The sequence below is a fragment of the Microtetraspora sp. NBRC 13810 genome (assembly GCF_030268685.1).
In the GTDB taxonomy this organism is placed as follows: Bacteria; Actinomycetota; Actinomycetes; order Streptosporangiales; family Streptosporangiaceae; genus BSRQ01.
Genome location: NZ_BSRQ01000002.1, coordinates 299,942 through 317,723, shown reverse-complemented (window position 1 = coordinate 317,723; position 17,782 = coordinate 299,942). Strand labels below are relative to the sequence as shown.

The 17,782-nt window shown below is 72.8% G+C and carries 19 protein-coding genes; 9 read left to right on the top strand and 10 right to left on the bottom strand.

Annotated features, from left to right (window positions below):
* Positions 1-93 precede the first annotated feature (93 nt).
* Positions 94-1,548 (top strand): N-acetylmuramoyl-L-alanine amidase, encoded by a 1,455-nt coding sequence (locus QSK26_RS05160; RefSeq protein WP_285773801.1) that lies wholly within the window; start codon positions 94-96, stop codon positions 1,546-1,548.
* A gap of 4 nt (positions 1,549-1,552) precedes the next feature.
* On the opposite strand, the gene QSK26_RS05155 is transcribed toward QSK26_RS05160, so the two are convergent.
* The gene (locus QSK26_RS05155; RefSeq protein ID WP_285773800.1) at positions 1,553-2,752 is read right to left on the bottom strand and encodes an ATP-binding SpoIIE family protein phosphatase; all 1,200 of its coding nucleotides are present in this window, start codon (positions 2,750-2,752) and stop codon (positions 1,553-1,555) included.
* Positions 2,753-3,008: 256 nt separating this feature from the next.
* Between QSK26_RS05155 and QSK26_RS05150 the strand changes: the two genes are divergently transcribed.
* Complete coding sequence (locus QSK26_RS05150; RefSeq protein WP_285773799.1) at positions 3,009-3,818, top strand: DUF4253 domain-containing protein; 810 nt, start codon at positions 3,009-3,011, stop codon at positions 3,816-3,818.
* A gap of 162 nt (positions 3,819-3,980) precedes the next feature.
* Here the strand turns inward: QSK26_RS05150 and QSK26_RS05145 are convergent, their stop codons facing one another.
* Together QSK26_RS05145 and QSK26_RS05140 are read right to left on the bottom strand one after the other, a co-directional pair.
* A complete protein-coding gene (locus QSK26_RS05145) occupies positions 3,981-4,919 on the bottom strand; it encodes a class I SAM-dependent methyltransferase (RefSeq protein ID WP_285773798.1) in 939 nt (312 codons plus the stop codon).
* A gap of 44 nt (positions 4,920-4,963) precedes the next feature.
* Positions 4,964-5,629 (bottom strand): TetR/AcrR family transcriptional regulator, encoded by a 666-nt coding sequence (locus tag QSK26_RS05140; protein WP_285773797.1) that lies wholly within the window; start codon positions 5,627-5,629, stop codon positions 4,964-4,966.
* A gap of 92 nt (positions 5,630-5,721) precedes the next feature.
* Here QSK26_RS05140 and QSK26_RS05135 point away from each other — a divergent pair, with 92 nt between their 5' ends.
* Positions 5,722-6,831 (top strand): Gfo/Idh/MocA family protein, encoded by a 1,110-nt coding sequence (locus QSK26_RS05135; RefSeq protein WP_285773796.1) that lies wholly within the window; start codon positions 5,722-5,724, stop codon positions 6,829-6,831.
* 13 nt (positions 6,832-6,844) lie between these two features.
* On the opposite strand, the gene QSK26_RS05130 is transcribed toward QSK26_RS05135, so the two are convergent.
* Positions 6,845-7,747: a serine/threonine-protein kinase gene (locus QSK26_RS05130; RefSeq protein ID WP_285773795.1), complete on the bottom strand. Its 903-nt coding sequence runs from the start codon at positions 7,745-7,747 to the stop codon at positions 6,845-6,847.
* A 20-nt stretch (positions 7,748-7,767) separates the two neighbouring features.
* Complete coding sequence (locus QSK26_RS05125; RefSeq protein WP_285773794.1) at positions 7,768-9,738, bottom strand: N-6 DNA methylase; 1,971 nt, start codon at positions 9,736-9,738, stop codon at positions 7,768-7,770.
* A gap of 83 nt (positions 9,739-9,821) precedes the next feature.
* Between QSK26_RS05125 and QSK26_RS05120 the strand changes: the two genes are divergently transcribed.
* Both QSK26_RS05120 and QSK26_RS05115 read left to right on the top strand, forming a co-directional pair.
* Positions 9,822-10,619, top strand: a complete 798-nt coding sequence (locus QSK26_RS05120) for a PP2C family protein-serine/threonine phosphatase (RefSeq protein ID WP_285773793.1) — start codon at positions 9,822-9,824, stop codon at positions 10,617-10,619.
* 167 nt (positions 10,620-10,786) lie between these two features.
* A complete protein-coding gene (locus tag QSK26_RS05115; RefSeq protein ID WP_285773792.1) occupies positions 10,787-11,206 on the top strand; it encodes an ATP-binding protein in 420 nt (139 codons plus the stop codon).
* A gap of 1 nt (position 11,207) precedes the next feature.
* On the opposite strand, the gene QSK26_RS05110 is transcribed toward QSK26_RS05115, so the two are convergent.
* Together QSK26_RS05110 and QSK26_RS05105 are read right to left on the bottom strand one after the other, a co-directional pair.
* The gene (locus QSK26_RS05110) at positions 11,208-11,759 is read right to left on the bottom strand and encodes a GNAT family N-acetyltransferase (protein WP_285773791.1); all 552 of its coding nucleotides are present in this window, start codon (positions 11,757-11,759) and stop codon (positions 11,208-11,210) included.
* A 42-nt stretch (positions 11,760-11,801) separates the two neighbouring features.
* Complete coding sequence (locus QSK26_RS05105) at positions 11,802-12,323, bottom strand: shikimate kinase (RefSeq protein WP_285773790.1); 522 nt, start codon at positions 12,321-12,323, stop codon at positions 11,802-11,804.
* A 131-nt stretch (positions 12,324-12,454) separates the two neighbouring features.
* Here QSK26_RS05105 and QSK26_RS05100 point away from each other — a divergent pair, with 131 nt between their 5' ends.
* Positions 12,455-12,715: a DUF6458 family protein gene (locus QSK26_RS05100; RefSeq protein ID WP_285773789.1), complete on the top strand. Its 261-nt coding sequence runs from the start codon at positions 12,455-12,457 to the stop codon at positions 12,713-12,715.
* A 57-nt stretch (positions 12,716-12,772) separates the two neighbouring features.
* Positions 12,773-13,171, top strand: a complete 399-nt coding sequence (locus QSK26_RS05095; protein ID WP_285773788.1) for a ChaB family protein — start codon at positions 12,773-12,775, stop codon at positions 13,169-13,171.
* 75 nt (positions 13,172-13,246) lie between these two features.
* Here QSK26_RS05095 and QSK26_RS05090 read toward each other — a convergent pair whose 3' ends face one another.
* From QSK26_RS05090 to QSK26_RS05080, 3 genes are all read right to left on the bottom strand, one after another.
* Positions 13,247-15,076, bottom strand: coding sequence for a transketolase (locus QSK26_RS05090; RefSeq protein WP_285773787.1), 1,830 nt, complete (start codon positions 15,074-15,076; stop codon positions 13,247-13,249).
* A 138-nt stretch (positions 15,077-15,214) separates the two neighbouring features.
* Entirely contained in the window at positions 15,215-16,264 is a 1,050-nt protein-coding gene (locus tag QSK26_RS05085; RefSeq protein WP_285774181.1) for an SDR family oxidoreductase, read from the bottom strand.
* Between the two features lie 7 nt (positions 16,265-16,271).
* Positions 16,272-16,490: a hypothetical protein gene (locus QSK26_RS05080; protein WP_285773786.1), complete on the bottom strand. Its 219-nt coding sequence runs from the start codon at positions 16,488-16,490 to the stop codon at positions 16,272-16,274.
* Positions 16,491-16,681: 191 nt separating this feature from the next.
* Here QSK26_RS05080 and QSK26_RS05075 point away from each other — a divergent pair, with 191 nt between their 5' ends.
* Positions 16,682-16,933 (top strand): BON domain-containing protein, encoded by a 252-nt coding sequence (locus QSK26_RS05075; RefSeq protein ID WP_285773785.1) that lies wholly within the window; start codon positions 16,682-16,684, stop codon positions 16,931-16,933.
* A complete protein-coding gene (locus QSK26_RS05070) occupies positions 16,930-17,661 on the top strand; it encodes a metallophosphoesterase family protein (RefSeq protein ID WP_285773784.1) in 732 nt (243 codons plus the stop codon). Before QSK26_RS05075 ends, QSK26_RS05070 begins: the two co-directional genes overlap by 4 nt.
* The last annotated feature ends 121 nt before the right edge of the window (positions 17,662-17,782 follow it).

Genomic DNA, 17,782 nt, shown 5'->3' with positions numbered 1-17,782 from the left:
TGTCAATGACCTTTACCGGCGTCCACGGGCCCTTTTACGGTGCAGTCGGCCTCGGCTTTCCCTTCTCAGGAAAGCCCCGCACGAGGAGGATTCATGATGGCTGCCCGAACCCGCCGCTTACGCCCCCTGGCGGCGTTGGCGGCCGGTGCGCTCGCCGCACTGCTGTGCCTGCCCGGCCCCGCCGCCGCCCAGCCCGCCGGACCGGAGGCGGGGCCGTTGAACACCGCCTTCGCCGCCGCCGCCACCGCCCACGACGTCCCCCGGGACCTGCTCGTCGCCCTCGCCTACGCCGAGACCCACCTCGACGGGCACGCGGGCGAGCCGAGCGCGAGCGGCGGCTACGGCGTGATGCACCTGGTCAGCAACCCCGTCAACCACGCACTGGAGAAAGCCGCCGAACTCACCGGCCTGCCCGCGGCGGAGCTGAAGACCGCCGACGCGGCCAACATCGAGGGCGGCGCCGCCGTGCTCCGCGCGCACGCCGACAAGCTCGGCCTCGACGCCGCGGCGCGCAAGGACCCCGCCCGCTGGTACTCCGCGATCGCCGCGTACGGCGCCGCGGGCACGCCCGAGGTGGCGAAGCTCTACGCCGACACCGTCTACGACCTGCTGGGCGCCGGGATCAGCGCGGTCACGAAGGGCGGTGAGACGGTGACGGTGCCGGCGCGCGTCGTCCAGCCGGACCGCGGCGCCTACGCCCGGACGCCCGAACTCGGCCGCGGGATCGCCGCCGCGGTGGACTACCCCCCGGCCCGCTGGGTCCCGGCGAACGCCGCCAACTACGCGGTCTCCAACCGGCCGGCCAGCGACGCGATCGACCGTATCGTCATCCACGTCACCCAGGGTTCCTACGCGGGCGCCATCTCCTGGTTCCAGAACCCCGCCTCCCAGGTCTCCGCGCACTACGTGGTGCGCTCCTCCGACGGTCAGATCACCCAGATGGTCAGGGAGAAGGACCGGGCCTGGCACGCGGGCGACGCCAACCGGCGGTCCGTCGGGATCGAGCATGAGGGCTTCGTCAACGACGCCTCCTGGTTCACCGACGCGATGTACCGCTCCTCGGCCGCCCTGACCCGCGACATCGCCGACCGGTACGGCATCCCGAAGGACCGCACGCACATCGTCGGCCACTCCCAGGTCCCCGGCGCCACGCACACCGACCCCGGCCCGAACTGGAACTGGACCACGTACATGCAGTACGTCACCGGCGGCACCGGCCCGGTCAACCCCTACACCCCCGAGCAGGTCTGCGGAGACGGCTACGAGGTGATCGACCAGGCCGCGCTCGGCACCGCGGGCACCGTCTACCTGCTGTGGAACGGCTCGGCCGGGCGCAACTGCGTGACCACCCTCAAGCGCACCTCGCTCGGCACGGCCACCGCGACCAGCGCCTATCTGGAGGTCCAAGGCTCGGCACGGATCACCGACAGCGGCAACTTCGGCTACTACGCCGGGCCGGTGCGAGCCGCCGCCGCCAACAAGTGCGTCAAGTGGGGCGGGAAGGCGGGGTCGTCGGTGTACGACAGCCCCTTCGAACACTGCGGCTGAGCCGTCAGTCCCGCTCCTCCCGACCCGGGTGACCGAACCAGACGATCTTCCCGCTGCGCGTGCGGCAGGCGCCCCAGCGGGCGGAGAACGCGGCGACCAGATGCAGGCCCCGGCCGTTCTCGGCGGTCGGGTCCGGCTGCCGCAGCTCCGGCATCGTCGCGTCGCCGTCGGAGACCTCGCACAGCAGGCCGCCGTCCCGGGCCAGGCGCAGGCCGATCGGCCGCCGGGCGTGCCGGATCGCGTTGGTCACCAGCTCGCTGACCAGCAGCTCCACGGTCGGCGCCACCGCGTCGAGCCGCCAGCGGGTGAGGGCGGCCCGGGCGAAGGCCCTGGCCTGGGAGATGACGCAGAGCGAGGAGGCCAGCGCGGTCTCGGCGACGTCGTCGCGGCGCGGCCCGCCGAGGCGGGCGACGAGCAGCGCGACGTCGCCGCGCCCGGCGGCCCGGCCGAGCGGGCGGATCGCGTCCTCGCAGAGCTGGTCGAGCGGGCGCGGCGGTCCGGAGACCCGCTCCAGCAGTCCGGCGAGCCCCTGCCCGGTGCCGGCCAGGCCGTCGGTGCTCAGGATGAGATGGCTGCCGTCGGGGACGTCGAACTCGACGGTGCGGAAGCGCGCCCCGCCGGCGCCGATCGGCGGACCGGGAGGCGCGTCGAGCACCCTGCCGGCGCCGCCGGGGGTGACGAGGATGGGCGGCAGGTGCCCGGCGTTGGCCAGCCGGCAGCGGCGGGTCGCCGGGTCGTAGGTGACATAAAGGAAGGTGGCCGGGTGCCCGTCGCACAGCCGCCCGGCGAGGTCGTCGAGCCTGCCGAGCAGCCGGGCCGGGTCCGGGTGCAGTCCGCACAGCGCCCGCATCGCCGTACGGAGCCGGGCGAGGACCGCGGCGGACCGCCAGCCGTCGCCCATCACGTCGCCCACGGCGAGCGCCGTACGGCCGCCGGGCAGCGGCAGCGCGTCCAGCCAGTCGCCGTGCGGGCGCCCGCCGTCCGGGGCGCCGACGGCGGGGAGATGGCGGTAGCCGACCTCGACCCCGTTGAGCGCGGGCGGGGCCGGCGGCGTCAGGCCCTCCTGGAGGACGCGGGTGATCCTCGTCTCCAGCGCGGCTCCGGCCATCGCCGCCCCGCCGGGTAGCGGCAGCCGGCAGTGCAGGGAGGAAGGAGAACGTCGCGCCGGTGGGAAGTCCGCATCCTCCACCTTGTCCCTCGGCAAGGGCACTCTCCTGAGCACTCGGAGACACGGCACCCCGTCTCCCCACGGTTGGTGAGCGAAGTATTACATTTGGCCAGATCACTCGTCCGTCGAATTCGGTAATCAAGCCGTGGCGAAGGGTGACCGCGCGATTGGCGCAGGTGGCACCCGGCCGCCCTCACCACGAGGGGACCGGCGGCATTACCATCTCGAAAGCGCCGGGAACCCAAGCTTCGGTCGACAGTGCGGAACGGTTGAGATGGACGACGGTGAACGTGTGAAGCTGCCCCCCGAGGTGGGGCGGCTATTCGCCGACGGCGGAGTCGGGCGGACGCTCTCGATCGAACTCCCGCCCGGCGAGGTCGTGTGGCCCGACCCCGGTTACGCGCCGCACCTGTCCTGCGAACGGCCCGCCTTCTGGATGAGCGACGGCCCGGTGTCCGCCGAGACGTGGGCCCGGCTGCGCGCCGACCACTCCCGCTCCGGCCTGTGGCCCGTGCTGCTGGAGGAGTCCGTGCAGTCGTGGTCGACCGGGCAGATCGCGCCGGACAGCCCGGACGAGGTCGGCAACTACAGCGCCGCCGCGTTCATGGCCGAGGTGTGGGACGACTGGGTCGAGCAGGTGCACGAGGAGCATCTCGGCGAGCTCGCGCCCTTCGGCCGCCGCTGCCCGGGGCTCGCCGCCCCCGCCGTGCTGATGGCCGACCCGGGGTACGTCGCCGACTGGTACGCGGGCCTGCTCGCCGAGCGCGGCGCCCCGCTCGGCCTGGCCGCGGTGGAGCGCGGCGCCGACGCGCTGGCCGTGATGGGCTGGCAGGGGGCGCTGCACCACAACGAGTGGACCGCTCCGCTGGCCGCCGTGGTGCGCAGCTGGGAGGAGCGTTTCGGGGCGCGGGTGGTCGGCATGGGGTTCAACACCCTGGAGGTGAGCATCGCCGCCCCGCCGGTGACCCCGGAGCACGCCCTGCACGTCGCGGCCGAGCACTGGGCGTTCTGCCCGGACAGCATCATCCAGGGACCGGGCACCCTCGCCGACTACGCCGAGCAGATCAGGGGCAGGAACGCCTGGTCCTTCTGGTGGGACTGAGACTCCTCACCCGGCGGTCCCGGCCCGCCGCTGCGCGACGCGGCGCTCGATCTCGTCCCAGCCGATCGGGAGCTCGCTCGCCGGGACGGTCCAGAAGACGAAGGTGGAGTCACAGGGTGAGGTGCTTTCCGGCGGCGGGGTGCGGTTGAGTCGGTGTGAGGCTCACTTCCCGGCGGCGGGCTTGCGGTTGAGTCGTCTGCGGGTCCAGCGGACCGCGCGCTGGGCGATGGGCCCCGCCAGGCTGATGTCGGCCGTCGCCCTGCGCAGGGACGCGGTGACCGCACGCGACTCGGCCACCGCCTTCTCCAGGTCGGCCGAGGTGCGCCTGAGCTCGGCGCTGATCTGCTTCAGGGTGCCGGCGTCCACCGCCGGCGCGGGCTTCTTCTTGTGGTTGACCCGCAGGAGCTGCCATCTGCCCAGGTCGTCCACCGTGTGCCAGAGCTGCGGAGTGGCCGCCAGCCATTCCTGCAACCGGGTGAACAGCGGCGCAGGATCGCCCCAGACGCCGTACAGCTTCTGCGTGGTGACGCAGATCGGCACCAGGTCGAGGTTCGCCACCGCCTCCCACACGGCCATGGCCACGCCCGGCGTGTGCTCGCTGCGGTAGTCGTCGAACACCACGACCCCGCCCGGCTGGAGCACCTTCCGCGCCGTGATGACGTCCTGCCGCACGTGGGCGTACAGGTGCGAGGCGTCCACGTGTACGAACCTGCACGAAGCGGGCTGGACGTGGTCGAGGACCTCCGAGGTCGGGCCGTGCACGATCCGCGGCAGGGTCTCGTGGAAGGTGAGGTAGTTCTCCTCGAACTTGCGCCGGGTGAGCGTCGAGTACGACCGGGTGGTCTCGGCGTTGTTCGACTCGTCGGGGGCGTCCGACTCGAACAGGTCGCAGACGGTGAAACCCTCGCCCGGGCGCAGGTGGCTTCCCATCAGGATGGCGCTCTTGCCCATGTAGGCGCCCATCTCCAGGAGATCGCCCGGTGGCTCGTCTGCCGCCTTCTGCGTCAGGAACCAGGTGAACAGGCGCTGATCCGCCTCCCAGAACCAGCCGGGAACGCGGTCGAGGGCCTGGGGGGTGAGTCGTGTGTCAGCCTCCGACATAGGCGGACGATAACAACGTCAAGTGTGAAAAAGGAGGGAGGTCGCTATGCCGTCCGCGGGCGTTCGCCTCCTGTTGGGATCGCGGTCATCTGGCTCGGGGGAGCACCGGGCAGCGGGGAGGGGGCGGTCGTGCGCAGGCCGTCGAGGACGACCTGGAGGTTGCGGCTCCACTGCAAATCGCCAGCCCGCAGGCCGATCGTGCTCGGCCCGGTCGCCACGGCGGCCAGCAGGAAGGCGACATCCTGCCACGCGACGTCGGGCCGCATGAGGCCGGCCGCCTGGGCGCGCTCGACCAGGAGCCTGATCCGCTCCCGCACCTCGCTCAGCGCGCGGTCCAGCGCGGGGCCGCAGGCGCCGCCGAGCGCCTCGCCGACGCCGCAGCTCTCCGCGCGCAGCCGGACGAACGCGGTGGCGAAGCCGTGGAACCCCTGCCAGGGGTCGGCGGCGCCGAGCGCCTGATCGGCGGCGGCCACCGCCTCGCCGAGCACCTCGTCGAGCACGCTCTCCAGGAGCGACTCGCGGGAGGAGACCCGCCGGTAGAAGGTGCCGATGCCCACACCGGCCCGCTGGGCGATCTCGTGCGCCGTCACCTCGACGCCGACCTCGGCGACCGCCGCGCGGGCCGCCGCCACCAGCCGCTCCAGATTGCGCCGGGCGTCGGCCCGGGGACGCTGCCCCTCACCGGCCAGCAGTCGATCCACCGCGCTCATGCGGGCAGCCTAGCAAAAGTGGACGCCGCAGGTCCGGTTGGCTAGAGTAACCGGACGTGAGAGGTCCGCTTGGGAGTGAGGGAGGTCCCGCCATGGAGATCCGGGTGGGCGTCATCGGCGCGAGCCCCGACCGCGGCTGGGCGGCCAGGGCACATGTCCCGGCGCTGCGGGCGCTGCCCGGTTACGCGCTCACCGCCGTCGCCACCAGCAGGGCGGAGAGCGCCCGCGAGGCCGCCCGCCGATTCGGCGCGGCGCACGCCTTCACCGACCCGCGGCGGCTCGCCGAGCACCCCGACGTCGACCTCGTCGCGATCACCGTCAAGGTGCCCGCGCACGCCGAGCTGGTCCGCGCGGCGCTGGAGGCGGGCAAGCACGTCTACTGCGAGTGGCCGCTGGCCCGCACCACCGAGGAGGCGCGCGCCCTGGCCGACCTCGCCGGGCAGGCGGGCGTCCGGCACGTGGTCGGTCTCCAGGCCCGCCACGCCCCCGCCGTCGGCTACGCCCGCGAGCTGCTCGCCGCCGGCCGGATCGGCCGGGTCACCTCCGCGACGGTGTACGCCACGCGGAGCAAGGGCGCCGGGACGACGATCCCCGCCTGGGCCGCCTACACCCTCGACCGGGCCAACGGCGCCGGCCTCCTGGAGGTCGCCGGAGGGCACACCCTCGACGCGGTGGAGCACCTCCTGGGCGAGATCACCACGCTGTCCGCCGCCCTGTCCGTCCAGCGCCCGGGTTACACCGTCGAGGAGACCGGGGAGGCCGTCGAGGTCACCGGCCCCGACCACCTCCAGCTCCACGGCGCCCTGACCGGCGGCGCCGCCCTGTCGGCGCACATCCACGACGCCAAGGTCACCGACGCCCGCACCCGGATCGAGATCGCGGGCACCGAGGGCGACCTCGCGATCGTCTCCGGGGCGCTCGGGGCCGGCGGGGTGCAGATGAGCGAGCTGCGGGTGCTCGGTTCGCGCGGCGACGGCTCCTGGGAGGAGCTCCCCGTCCCGGTGCGGCACCGCCGACTCGCCGAGGTCGTCCAGGACGTCCAGGCGCTCAACGTCGCCCGCCTCTACGCCGGCCTGGCCGACGACCTCCGCACCGGCGCCCGCACCACCGCCGACTTCGGCGCCGCCCTGCACGTGCACCGCCTCCTCGACGCCGTCCGGCGCTCCGCGGCCACCGGCACCCGCCAGACGCTCGCCGCCTGACGGGAAGGGCGGATCAGCGGCCGGGAGACAGGACGTGGCCGACGATGTGGGCGTACATGCGGACCGGGCTGGGGGTGGTGGCCGGGGTGAGGAAGCCGGGCAGGAGGGGCAGGCCGGAGGTGAGCGGGCGCAGCCGGGCGTAGACCGCGCCGGCGTCGGCTGGGCGGTCCTCGGGGCGCTTCTCCAGCAGGTCGGCGACCAGGCGGGCCAGCTCGGCGGGCACGCCGGGCAGCGGCGGCGGCGGGTCGTTGACCTGCTTGACGAAGACGGTGTACTCGGTCGGACCGGTGAAGAGCTGGTCGCCGGTGAGCATCTCGTGCAGCACGCAGCCCAGCGCGTACAGGTCGCTGCGGGCGTCGGCCACGCCGCTCTGGATCTGCTCGGGGGCCATGTAGGCGGGCGTGCCGAGGATCTGGCCGATCCGGGTGAACTGCGCGGTGCCGGTCTCGTGCAGCCGGGCGAGGCCGAAGTCGAGCACCTTGACGCTGCCGTCGGGGCAGAGCATCAGGTTGCCCGGCTTCAGGTCGCGGTGGCAGATGGACAGCGCGTGCGCGGCCGACAGCACGGCGCACGCCTGCGCGGCGATGGCCGCCGCCCACGGCACGGGGAGCGGGCCGTGCTCGCTCACCACGTCGGCGATCGTCACCCCGTCGATGAACTGCATCACCTGGTAGAGGCGCTGGTCGGCGGTCCCGAAGTCGTAGAGCACGGGGGCGCCGGGATGCTCCAGCCTGGCCAGGATGCGCGCCTCGCGGGTGAACCGCTGCTCCAGCTCGGCGTCATGCCCGCCGGGCACCCGGAGGAACTTCACGGCCACCTTCCGGTCCAGATGGAGGTCGTGGCCCGCGTACACCGCGCCCATGCCTCCCTGGCTGAGCGGGAGGTCATCCAGAACGTACCGGTCGGCGATGACCATCCGCCCCTCCTGTTGACCTTTCAGGCATCCTGGTCATACGGCTGTAGATGGCCGTCCACCAGACCCTCGAAGCCTAGCCGGATGAGCGACTCGCCCAGCGCCGCCGTCTCGCGCAGCCCGTCCTCCAGGGCGACCAGCTCGCGGAACGCCCTGCCGTACGCCTGCTGTTCGGGCAGCGGCAGCCGGGGGAGCCTGGCCCGGCGGGCGTCCGCCCGGCTGGCGCCGGGGCGTGAGCCGGCCGAGGCGCCGGCGAAGCGCAGGAAGCCGGCCAGGAAGTCGGGGTCCAGCCGGTCCGGGTCCACCCGGTAGAGCGTGAGCTGCGGGCCGAGCACCGCGCCCGCGGGAAGGGACTCTCCCAGCACCCGCACCGCGCCCGGCGGCGTGATCACGACGTCGCGCGCCTCCAGCGGCACCAGCCCGGCGTCGTCGGCGGTCCGCCCCGAGGGCCGCTGTCCGGCCGCGACGTCGTCGGCCATGAGCACCGGCACGTCCCCGCCGCCGGTCGCCATCTTGAACGGCGCCTGGTGCACGGCCACCAGCCCGGCCCTGACCAGCTCGCCGACCGAGGTCATCAGCCGCTCGCCGGGGCCGCCGGCCAGCCGCAGATCGGGCGTCGCGCCGGCCAGCGCGTCCGACGCCGCGCGCAGCCGGGCGCGGGTCGCGGCGAAGTCCCGCCCGAGGTCCTCGCCGCTGCGGCGCGGCCGGTGCCGCGTCGGGCTGAGGTCCACCTCGTCGTCCAGCAGGTCGATGATCCGCACCGTACGGCCGGCGCCGGGCGGCACGCTCTCCACGTCGCGGGTGTAGGCCGTCCAGGCGCGCTCGGCGAGCGACAGGTCCTCGCCCGCGTCCACCAGCAGCAACCGGGACGGCGGGCGCAGGCCCGGCTCGGGACGACGCAGCAGCCACAGGTCAGGACCGGTCACGGAGAGCGTGACGACGCCGCGCAGGGCCCCGGCGCGGAGCAGGTTCCCGCGGATCCTGCGACCGGAACGCCGGCTCGCCGCCGCGGGCGGCATCAGGATCGCCACCGTGCCCCCCGGCCGCACCCGGGACAGGCAGTGCTGCACCCAGGCCAGCTCGGACTCCCCGCGCGGTGGCAGCCCGTACTCCCAGCGTGGGTCGCCGGTGAGCTCGTCGAAGCCCCACGCGCGCTCGTTGAACGGCGGATGGCAGACCACGGCGTCGGCCATGCCCCCGGGGAAGGCGTCACGGCGCAGCGCATCACCTGAGATGATCTCCGCGTGGGCTCCGCGCAGCAGCAGGCGGGCGGCCGCGATCAGCGCCGCCGCGTCGTCGACCTCCTGGCCGAGCACACGCGTGTGCCCGCCGGGACGGCCCGTGGCCCGCGTGGCCCGCGTGGCCAGCAGCAAGGTGCCGATGCCGCAGGCCGGGTCGAGCACGACGCCGGCGCCGGGCGGGGCGCTCAGCCGTACCATCAGGTCGGCGATGTCGGGCCGGGTGGTGTCGAGGCGGCGGGCGTGCGCCTCGGTGTACCGCGCGCAGAGCAGCTCGAACGCCTCCGCGGGGCCGCGCTCCGCGGCCAGCTCGGCGATCAGGAAGGCCAGCTCGGGATCGTAGGGCCGGGGCGGGTCGGCGGGCGGGTGCGGCAGGTCGGCCGTGGCGGCGGTCACCGCGACGGGCAGCAGCTCGGCGAGGCCGTCGGCGGCGGCGAGCTGCCGCCAGCCCGCGGGATCGCGCACCAGATAGAGCAGGAAGGCGCCCGCCCGGCCCACCGAGGCGCCGAGCCGCAGGTCCTCGCCGGAGGCGCGCAGCCGCTGCCAGACCCGGTCGCCGAGGGAGACCTCGAAGTCCTTGCCGTTCTTGCGCAGCCAGCCCTCCACCTCGTGCAGCGAGAACTCCGGGTTGGTGGCGGTGCCGCCGACGGGCCGGGGGAAGTCCGCATAGCGACGGCGCCAGTTGCTCACCGCGGCACGCCCGACCCCGGCCAGCCGGGCGATGTCGCCCGCGTTGACGGTAGCGTCGCTGCTCATGGCGGTCAGACTAGTTCACCATGTCCTGGCGGTCTACAACATCTTTGCTTGTGAAGTGACTCAACCAGTGATTTACTTCTTCCATGGCACACAACCTGCGCTACGCCGCCGCCTCTGACGTGGGCCTCCGCCGCGAGCAGAACGAGGATTCCGCGTATGCCAGTCCGCGGGTGCTCGCCGTCGCCGACGGGATGGGCGGTTACGCCCACGGCGAGGTGGCAAGCTCCGTCGCGATCACGGCCATCGCGGCTCTGGACCACAGCTTGCACGCGGCCGAGCCGAGTGTCGACCTGGTTGACGCATTGCGGACAGTGGTGAAGGAGGTCAACCATACGCTGGGCGGAATGTCGGAGGAGGACCCGGGGTTCCGCGGGATGGGCACCACCCTCACCGCCATGCTGTGGGAGGGCCGCAGGTTCGCCCTGGCGCACATCGGCGACTCCCGTGCCTACCTGCTCAGAGACGGTGCGCTCTACCAGATCACGCATGACCACACGCTGGTGCAGACGCTGGTCGACGACGGCCGGATCACCCCCGAGCAGGCGTCGGTCCACCCGCGCAGGTCGATGCTGCTCCGCGTGCTGGAGGGCACCGGCGACGGCGACCCGGACATCCGGTTGCGCGAGGGCGAGGCCGGCGACCGTTACATGCTGTGCTCGGACGGCCTGACCGCCGTGCTCGGCCCGGAGGAGCTGCACGAGGTGCTCACCGAGGTGGCCGACCCGGAGGAGGCGGTGCACCGGTTGATCGAGTTGGCCAACCAGGGCGGCGGCCCGGACAACATCTCCTGTGTGGTGGCCGACCTGGTGGACTACGGCGACGACACCATTCCGGCCGGTCCGCGGCTGATCGTCGGTGCGGCGGAGTCCGAGGAGGAGTGACGGCCCCTCTCCGGGGACCGAACCTGAAACTTTCAACCGTCCGGCGGGGCGGGTGCGCAGGTGGCGGCGGCGCCGGTTGAGCGCCCCCGAGCGTAGGTTCACAAACCTCGCCGGGGGCGTTTAGCCTGAATGGGAGCGCTCCCACTTGTGACTTACTGGAGGCCGGCGTGCCCTATCCCACAGCGACCTCCGTGATCGAGGGGGTGGACGTGCCCCGGCGCACCTACGAGAGCATCCTCCCCGGCGAGGTCACCAGCGTGCGCGCCGCGCGCGGCATGGTCCTGCGCCACCTGGCCGCGCACGGCGACATGGCCGACGACTGCGCGCTGATCGTCAGCGAACTCGTCACCAACGCCGTCCTGCACGGCGGCACCGCCGTACGGGTCAGGCTGATCCTTGCGGGACGCGGGGTGTACGCCGAGATCGCCGACGACGGGGAGGGCCTGCCCGCGGAGACGGACGGCGACCTCGACGCCACCGGCGGGCGGGGGCTGCTGATCGTCGGCCGGCTGGCCGGCGACTGGGGGGTCGTGCCGGCGCCCGGCGGAGGGAAGGTCGTGTGGTTCGTACTGGGCGAGGCGGCCTGAGCTAGCCGGCCGGCTTCCAGTCCGGGGCCAGCACCGACATCAGGATCGCGTCGTGCCACCGCCCCTCCCAGTGCAACGCGTCCCTGAGCACGCCCTCCTGCACGAAGCCCACCTTGCGGTAGACGTGCCTGGCCCGCTCGTTGAAGTCGAAGACCTCCAGCGACACCCGGTGCAGCCCGACGGCGCCGAAGGCGTGGTCCAGCACCAGGCGCAGCGTCTCGGTGCCGTAGCCCCGCCCGTAGGCGCGCGGGCCGATCAGGGCGATCCGCAGCGTGCAGGACAGGTTGTTGGCGTCCAGCTCGTACAGCACCACCTCGCCGACGTAGGAGTCGTCGGCCGCGTCGCAGATCGCGAGGTCCAGCCGCTCGTCGTGCTCGTGCCGGGTCGCGTACCACAGGTCGGTGTGCTCGCGCCCGAACCGGCCGTGCGAGCCGGTCAGCCGGATCGTCTCCGGATCGTTGACGAGCTCCCACAGGCCGTCGGCGTGCTCGGGACCGGCCGGGCGGAGGACCACACGCTCGCCCTTGAGCGTCGGTTTGCTGGCGAAGTTCACCGACAGTGCGTATCAGGCCCCCGGCCGCCGGGCAAACGTATATCAGCCGAGCCGGTCCAGGATCTGGGTGGCGATCTCCTCCGGCGTCAGCTTCGACACGTCGAAGGTGAGGTCCGCCACCTCCTGGAAGTAGGGGCCTCGTACGGCTCGCTGCTTGGCCAGCATGGCCCGCAGGTCGGGCTCGAAGTGCGGCCGGTGCGAACCGGACAGCATGCGCTCGGCGAGCACGTCGTCCGGCGCGTCCAGCCACACGACGACGGCCGGCTGGAGCAGGGCCCGGATGTCGGCGCGCTCGATCGTGCTGGCCGCCGCCGCGATCACCGGCGGCGGCTCCTCGGCCAGCGCCTCGCGCAGATGCTCGGCCTCCCGGTCGTGCAGCAGGTCGGCTCCCAGTTGCTCGGCCATCTCGGCGGCGGACAGGCCGTACCGCCGGCGCATGTCCGGATCGCTGTCCCGCATCTCCCGGCCCAGCGCCTGGGCGAGCGGCCTGGACACGCTGGACTTGCCGGAGCCCATCAGGCCGACGACGACGATGGGGGCGGAGAGGGGAAAGGGCCTCGTCACGCGAACACCTCCGAGGGGTCGGGTACGGCGAACAGGATTTACCTGCCCAGAAGCGCGGATCTCACCGGCTCGGACGTTTGATATCCGTGGAGAGGAAAGTAAGCATGCGCTGGTTTCCAAGGAGGTAATCCATGACCATCGCCGGGAGCATCATCCTCATCATGCTGGGAGCGATCCTGACATGGGCCGTCGATTACAACATCGCCGGTCTGGACATCAACATCGTTGGTGTCATCCTCATGCTGGGCGGGCTGGCCGGCCTGCTCTTCGGCGTCTACCGGGTGAGCATGGCCCGCCGTACCGTCGTCGTGGACCGGGAGGAGGCCCCCGTCGCGCAGCCCGGCGCCCGCCGCGTGGTGACCGAGCGCCGCTACGACGACCCTCGCATCTGACCTGCTGTTTCGGTGCCGGCGCGGCGGGCAGGCGTAGGGCTTCGGGAGGTGTCTGTCATGCCCGCACGCGAAGAACTGCCGTCCACGCTCAGACGATCGGGCAGGGACGCGCAGAACACCTGGATCAAGGCGCACGACTCCGCGGTGGAGACGTACGGCGAGGGCGAAAGGGCCCACCGCACCGCGTTCAGCGCGCTCAAGCACTCGTACGAGAAGATCGGCGACCACTGGGAGCGGAAGGCCAGGAAGGGCCCGTCCGACCCGCAGGCCGCCAGGAGCACGCCCAGGCGGGGCAGGACGGGTGAAGGCGTGGACGAGAACGCGTCCAAGCAGCACCTGTACGACACGGCCCGGCGCCTCGACATCAAGGGCCGCTCCTCGATGAGCAAGACCGAGCTGACCGAGGCCATCAAGAAGGCCAACCGGCGGGCCACCGCCAAGGCCCGGTCGCGCTGACCGGAGTCGGCCGACCTGCCGGAAGCGGCCCCGCCACTCGTGGCGGGGCCGCTTCCGCCGTGCGGGGCGGTGTCGTCAGAGCAGGTCGCGGACCGCGCGGACGATGGCGTTCCTGTCGATGCCCGCGTCTTCGAGCTGCTCCCGCGGGGCGGCCGAGCCGGGCATGACGCGCACGGCCAGCTTGATCACCCGGGGGCCGAGGTCGGCGACCGCGGAGAGCACGGCCTCGCCCAGCCCGCCGGCCGGCCAGTGGTCCTCCACCGTGATCATGGTGCCGGTGCGGGTGGCGGCCCCTCTGAGCGCCTGCGCGTCCAGCGGCTTGATCGAGTAGAGGTCGATGACCTCCACCCGGACGCCGTCCGCGGCCAGTTCGCCGGCCGCGGCCAGCGCCTCGTGCAGGGTGACCCCGGCCGCCACGACGGTCGCCACGTCCTGCGGCGAACTGCGCAGCACCCGGCAGCCGCCGATCGGGAACTCCTCGCCCGGCTCGTAGATCACCGGCATCTCGCCCCTGGACGTGCGCAGGTAGCCGACGCCGGCCCGGTCCGCCATCGCCGCGACCAGCTTCGCCGTCTGGTTGGCGTCACACGGGTAGAGCACGGTGCTGCCGTGCACCGCACGGAACATGGCCAGGTCCTCCAAACCCATCTGCGACGGCCCGTCCTGCCCGATCGCGACGCCCGCGTGCGAGCCCACCAGCCGGATGTCCGCCCTGCTCACCGCGGCCATCCGGATGAAGTCGTGGGCCCGGGTGAGGAACGCCGCGAACGTCGTCGCGTACGGCGTCCAGCCGCGCACCTGCATGCCCACCGCGGCGGCCACCATCTGCTGCTCGGCGATGTAACACTCGAAGAACCGGTCCGGGTGCGCCTCGGCGAAGGTCTGCGCCTTGGTCGAGTCGGCGACCTCCCCGTCCAGCGCGACCACGTCCCCGCGCGCCGACCCCAGCGCCGCGAGCGCCTCGCCGAACGCGGCCCGGGTCGCCACCTTCTCACCCACCGGGAACTCCGGCAGCCGCACCGGCTCCTTCCGCACCTCGCGCACGACCCCGCCGCCGTCCGGCAGCGGCACCGCCACCCGCAGGTCGCGGCGCCCGCCCAGCTCGGCCACCGCCAGGTCCGGATCGGCCAGCGGCTTGCCGTGCTTGCCCTCGCGGTTCTCCACCGCGACGACCCCTTCGCCCTTCCTCGTCCTGGCCAGGATCGCCGTCGGCCGTCTGCGCATCGAACGCGCGTCGGCCAGCGCGTAGTCGATCTGCCCGGGGTCGTGCCCGTCGATCTCGATCGTGTGCCAGCCGAACGCGCCGAACCGCCGCGCGTACGCCCCGGTGTCCCAGCCGTACCTCGTCGGACCGCGCTGGCCCAGCCGGTTCACGTCCACGATCGCGGTGATGTTGGCCAGCCCCTCGTAACCGGCGTGCTCGGCCGCCTCCCACATCGACCCCTCGGCCATCTCGCTGTCCCCGCACAACACCCACACGTGGTAGGGCATATGGTCCAGCCGGTGCCCCGCCAGCGCGATCCCGACGCCGACGGGCAACCCCTGGCCGAGCGACCCGGTGGCCACGTCCACCCACGGCAGCCGGGGCGTCGGATGGCCCTCCAACCGGCTCGACCGCCTCCTGAAGGTCAGCAGCTCCTCGTCCGAGATCGCCCCCGCCGCCTTGTACAGGGCATAGAGCAACGGGGAGGCGTGCCCCTTGGAGAAGATCAGGTGGTCGTTGGCCGGGGAGTCCGGGTACGCGAAGTCGTAACGCAGGTGCCGGGCGAAGAGCACGGCCATCAACTCGGCCGCGGACATCGACGACGTCGGATGGCCCGAGCCCGCGGCGGCCGAGGCGCGCACCGCGTCCACCCGGAGCTGAGCGGCCAGATCGGCCAGATAGTGCAGGTCAGGCTGGGACATGGGACGGCTCCTTCGGTCGGCGCGGGCCGGCGCCGCCGTACCGGCGGCCGCCGGGGGGTCCGTGCTCGACTACCCGGACGGCCTGCCGGAAACCTCCCGCCCGTACGGCCGCGCCGTACGGGCCGGCCGCCGGCCGTGTCAGCGATGTGCGGCGCGGCGGCGGGCGACGCCGAGGAGCGCGCCCGCGGCGAGACCGCCGACGGCCGCGGCGGTGAGCCGGCGGTGCTGGGAGAACCAGACCTGGAGGCTGCGCCCGTGCGAGCGGTTGTCGAAACCGCCGTGCGCGCCGTAGTCGCGGTCCTTGTCGGCCGGCTGCCACAGGTTGGCCACCCCGGTCGGCGGCTTCTCGTCGGTCTGCTGCGACTTCACGCCGTAGCGGGCGAGGTACCGGTCCACCAGCGCGGGGGCGACCCGCTGAGCGAGCAGGGTCGCCGCGGTCGAGCCGCCGACCCAGTACTCCTTGCGCCCAGGATGGCGTGCCGCGAAGACCAGCGCGTCCGCGGCCACCTCCGGCTGGTAGATGGGCGGCACCGGCTGCGGGTGGCCGCGCAGGCGGGACAGCACCCAGTCGAACTGCGGCGTGTTCAGGGCGGGCAGCTGCACCATGGTGATCTTGATGTCGCTGCCCTCGCCGAGCAGCTCGGTGCGCACCGACTCGGTGAACCCCCTGATCGCGTGCTTGGCGCCGCAGTAAGCCGACTGGAGCGGGATGCCGCGGTACGCGAGGGCGGACCCGGCCTGCACGATCGTGCCGTGGCCGCGGGTCCGCATCATCTCCAGGGCGACCCTGGTGCCCCACACGTAACCCAGGTAGGTGACCGCGGTGGTGCGCTCGAACTCCTCGGGCGCGATCTCGGTGAACGGGGCGAACACGGAGGAGAACGCGATGTTCATCCACACGTCGATCGGGCCCAGCTCGTCCTCGATCTGCTTGGCTGCCGCCTTGACCTGCGCGTAGTCGGCGACGTCGGTCTCGTAGACGATGCCGCTGCCGCCCGCCGCGCCGACCTCGACGGCCGCCGCGGACAGTCCGGTGGCGCCGCGGGCGAGCAGCGCGACGACGGCGCCCTCGTCGCCGAGGCGCCGCGCGACAGCCCGGCCGACGCCCCCGCTCGCGCCCGTCACCACCACGACCTTGCCCGCGAACGCGCCGTCCTGCGCGGGACCGGTCTTGAACGGGGCCTCCACTGGGGCGTCATTCCATTCCGGCACTGTCATCCTCCTCGTTTTCCCGTTGGGACTGGCGGTGGACGGCTACCGCGATGTCGATGACCGCGATGACCGCGACGACCGCCATGATCCCGGTGAGGACGGGCACCTGCGACACCAGACCAAGCGCGCCCATCGCGATGGCGAAGAACAAGAGGAACGAGCCGAGACGGATGTGCACCACGTCCGTCGGCGTGCCCGCCACCGATGGCCTCTCCCGCGGTCGGTTACGTGCGCACATGACCCCTCCTGCCTGGTTGGGACCAGTACCACGACCCCGTACCCCCAGCGGGCCCCCTCATGCGGCCGCCCGGCGGGGCCCGCGGCGGCGGTTTCGCCGGTCCGGGCGCGGGCAGGCGTGTCGTCCTGACAGGTCATTCGCGGAAGGGAGTGAGCATGAGCGCGGAAGCTCCGCAGTATGTCGCCGCGCGGGTCCAGCGCGCCCTCGCCGAGGACGAACGGACGCACGAACTCGGCATACGGGTGGATGTGCGGGGAGACCAGTTGTTCCTGCGCGGGCAGGTCTCCTGCGAAGGGCGCCGCGAGACGCTCGCCGGAGTCGCCCACGAGGCGGCCCCCGAGCTGAAGGTACGCAACGAGCTGACCGTCGTGGAGATCCGTGATCCCCGGGAGGAGGAGTCTCTGTGAAGACGCGCATCGCGGCGGTGGGCGACATTCACCTCGGCGAAGACGTGCGCGGCCGGTTCCGGGCGCGGCTGGAAGGCATCGAGGAACGCGCCGACATCCTGCTGATCGCCGGAGACCTGACCCGGCACGGCACCGTGCAGGAGGGCAGGGTCGTCGCGGACGAACTACGCGGCCTGCCCATTCCGGTGGTCACCGTGCTGGGCAACCACGACTATCACTCCGACGCCGAGGAGGAGATCTCCGGCCTGCTGCGCGACGCCGGCGTCACCGTACTGGACGACAACTCGACGGTTGTCGACGGTCACAGCACGCTGGGCATCGTCGGAGGCAAGGGTTTCGGCGGCGGCTTCGCCGGCAAGTGCGCCTCCGAGTTCGGCGAGCCGGAGACGAAGGCGTTCGTCCGGCACACGAAGGAGATCGCCGAGCGCTGGCGGGTCGGGCTCAAGGAACTCCAGGCCGACCACAAGGTGGTCCTGTCGCACTATTCCCCCGTCAAGGACACCCTGGACGGCGAGCCGCCGGAGATCTACCCGTTTCTCGGCAGCTACCTGCTGGCCGAGGCGGTGGACGCCGAAGGCGCCGACCTCATCCTGCACGGCCACGCCCACCTGGGCTCGGAGAAGGGCATGACACCCGGCGGGATCAGGGTCCGCAACGTCGCACTGCCGGTACTGGGCCGGGCGTACGCGGTGTACTGCCTCGACGGCTGCGACCCGGACGAGGAGTAGTCCCCACTCCCGAGGGTGACCCCGGGCTTCGTTCGGTGCCTTTCGGGGGTTTGGTGCCTTTCGGGGGTTTGTGGACAAGGGTTCGCCCTCACCCGTGGCGGGTGAGGGCGGACGCCCCTCG